Source organism: Desulfosporosinus sp. OT, from assembly GCF_000224515.1.
Taxonomy (GTDB): domain Bacteria; phylum Bacillota; class Desulfitobacteriia; order Desulfitobacteriales; family Desulfitobacteriaceae; genus Desulfosporosinus.
This window is the reverse complement of sequence record NZ_AGAF01000205.1, coordinates 1-2,188: the sequence shown is the minus strand read 5'-3', so window position 1 is coordinate 2,188 and position 2,188 is coordinate 1. Positions and strand designations below refer to the sequence as shown.

Sequence of the window (2,188 nt, the reverse complement as noted above, 5' to 3'; positions counted from 1 at the left end):
GAGGGTATGCAGACTTCGTACCACTAGGCGCATCGGTAACACCTCTTCGTGGATCGGACAGCATTATGTGGACCGTAAAATTCCGTAATGGAATGACCAAACGCTTCAAATTCCCGATTCGTACAACAGAAGAAGGATCGGCAGTACCAGGCGGCAATTACGAAGTGACGACAGACATCGACAGCATCGAATTGTTCACTGAACCTGCTTCCATGAAAATGCCAATTTGGACATTTAAGAAATAAGCTCGAAATATGGGAAATGAATAAGGAGGTTAATATAAATGCCAATGAACTTTGAAACAGTAGAAGTAACAACCGATCTTCTCATCATTGGAGGAGGAATGGGAGCCTGCGGCGCAGCTGTAGAAGCGTCATATTGGGGCAAGAAACATGGAGTTAAGGTAACCTTAGTAGACAAAGCGTCAATGCCACGTTCTGGGGCAGTCGGAATGGGATTGTCAGCTATCAACCTGTATGTTGGACTTGCAGAAGGTAAAAACACAGTAGAAGATTACATCAAATATGTAAAATACGACCTCATGGGGGTAGCCCGTGATGACTTAGTCGCTAACATTGCTCGACACGTGGACAGCTCCGTTCATCTGTTTGAACAATGGGGTCTTCCACTCTGGAAAGATGACGACGGTAATTATGTGCATGAAGGCCGTTGGCAACTGATGATCAGTGGAGAATCCTATAAAGTTATCGTTGCAGAAGCAGCGAAGAATGCATTAGGAGACGAAAACATCTACGAACGTGTTTTCATCACCGAACCATTAATCATTGATGGAAAATGCGTAGGAGCAGTAGGCTTCAGTGTCCGTGAAAACAAATACTATGTGTTCAAAGCTAAGGCTGTAATGTGCGCCATGGGTGGTACGGTTGGAGTCTTCAAACCGAAATCCACTGGTGAAGGTTGTGGACGTTCATGGTATCCTCCGTTCTCCACAGGATCTTCAGCGTATTTCACGATGAAGGCTGGAGCCGAAATGACCTGTCAAGAAGTACGGTTTGTGCCGATTCGATTTAAAGATGCTTACGGTCCAGTAGGAGCATGGTTCTTACTCTTCAAATCACGGGCAACCAATGCTGCAGGCGAAAACTACATGCAAACTCGTAAAGATGAATTGTTGAACTGGGGTAAGTATGGCGCTGCTATACCACAACCAGCTAACCTGCGTAACCATCTTGGCTTATTGGAAATCAAAGAAGGCAAAGGACCTCTGATGATGAGGACAGAAGAAGCAATCGCTAATCTGGCCAAACAATACGAGGGAGACGAAAAAGCCTTCAAGAAAAAGATGAAAACCTTAGAAAATGAAGCTTGGGAAGATTTCTTGGATATGACGATTTCGCAAGCGTTACTCTGGGCAGCAACCAACGTTGAGCCAGAAGTAAGACCTTCAGAAATCAACGCAACAGAGCCCTACTTCATTAGTTCTCACTCAGGAGCATCAGGCGCTTGGGTATCTGGTCCAGAAGACTTGTCCGCAGGAACAGACTATTTCTGGGGTTATGCTCAAATGACAACCGTACCAGGACTGTTTGCAGCAGGAGATGCTACAGGCGCATGCGCTCATAAGTTCTCCTCAGGTACCCATGCTGAAGGTCGTATTGCTGGTAAATCCGCAGTTAAGTATATTTTGGACCACAATACCCAAACTGAAATTCCAGAAGAAATGGTTGCTAAGATGAAAGAAGTCATCTTCCAACCGTTGGCCCTTTTCGAAGAGCACAAGAACTTCTCCACAGATGAGAATGTCAATCCGAACTATATCATTCCTAAGCAATACATGTTCCGTCTGCAAAAGATCATGGACGAGTATGTTGGTGGCGTAAGTTCCAACTTCTCAACCAACAAAGCCTCGTTGGATCGTGCAGCAGAACTGTTAGTGTTCCTCAAAGAAGACGGAGAGAAACTGGCAGCAAGAGATCTGTATGAACTGTTGAGAGTTTGGGAAAACAAGCACAGATTCTGGCAAGCAGAAGCTCACCTTCGCGCAGTAGCATTCCGTGAAGAAACTCGTTGGCCGGGCTATTATTTCCGTACAGACTACCCGACCCTCCAAGAAGAAGACTGGCTCTGCTTCGTAAACATGAAGTGGGATCCAATTAAAGATGAGTGGTCTGTCTTCAAACGTCCTGTATTGAACCTCTTTAACATTGACTAACTCTAGGTAAAGTTA

1 protein-coding gene and 1 pseudogene are annotated in these 2,188 nt (G+C 45.2%); both read left to right on the top strand.

Annotated features, from left to right (window positions below; genetic code table 11):
* Nucleotides 1–245: pseudogene (locus tag DOT_RS19075) on the top strand (adenylyl-sulfate reductase subunit beta); the annotation flags it as partial.
* 38 nt (nucleotides 246–283) lie between these two features.
* Complete coding sequence (gene aprA, locus DOT_RS19070; protein WP_009622314.1) at nucleotides 284–2,173, top strand: adenylyl-sulfate reductase subunit alpha; 1,890 nt, start codon at nucleotides 284–286, stop codon at nucleotides 2,171–2,173.
* Nucleotides 2,174–2,188: the final 15 nt, after the last annotated feature.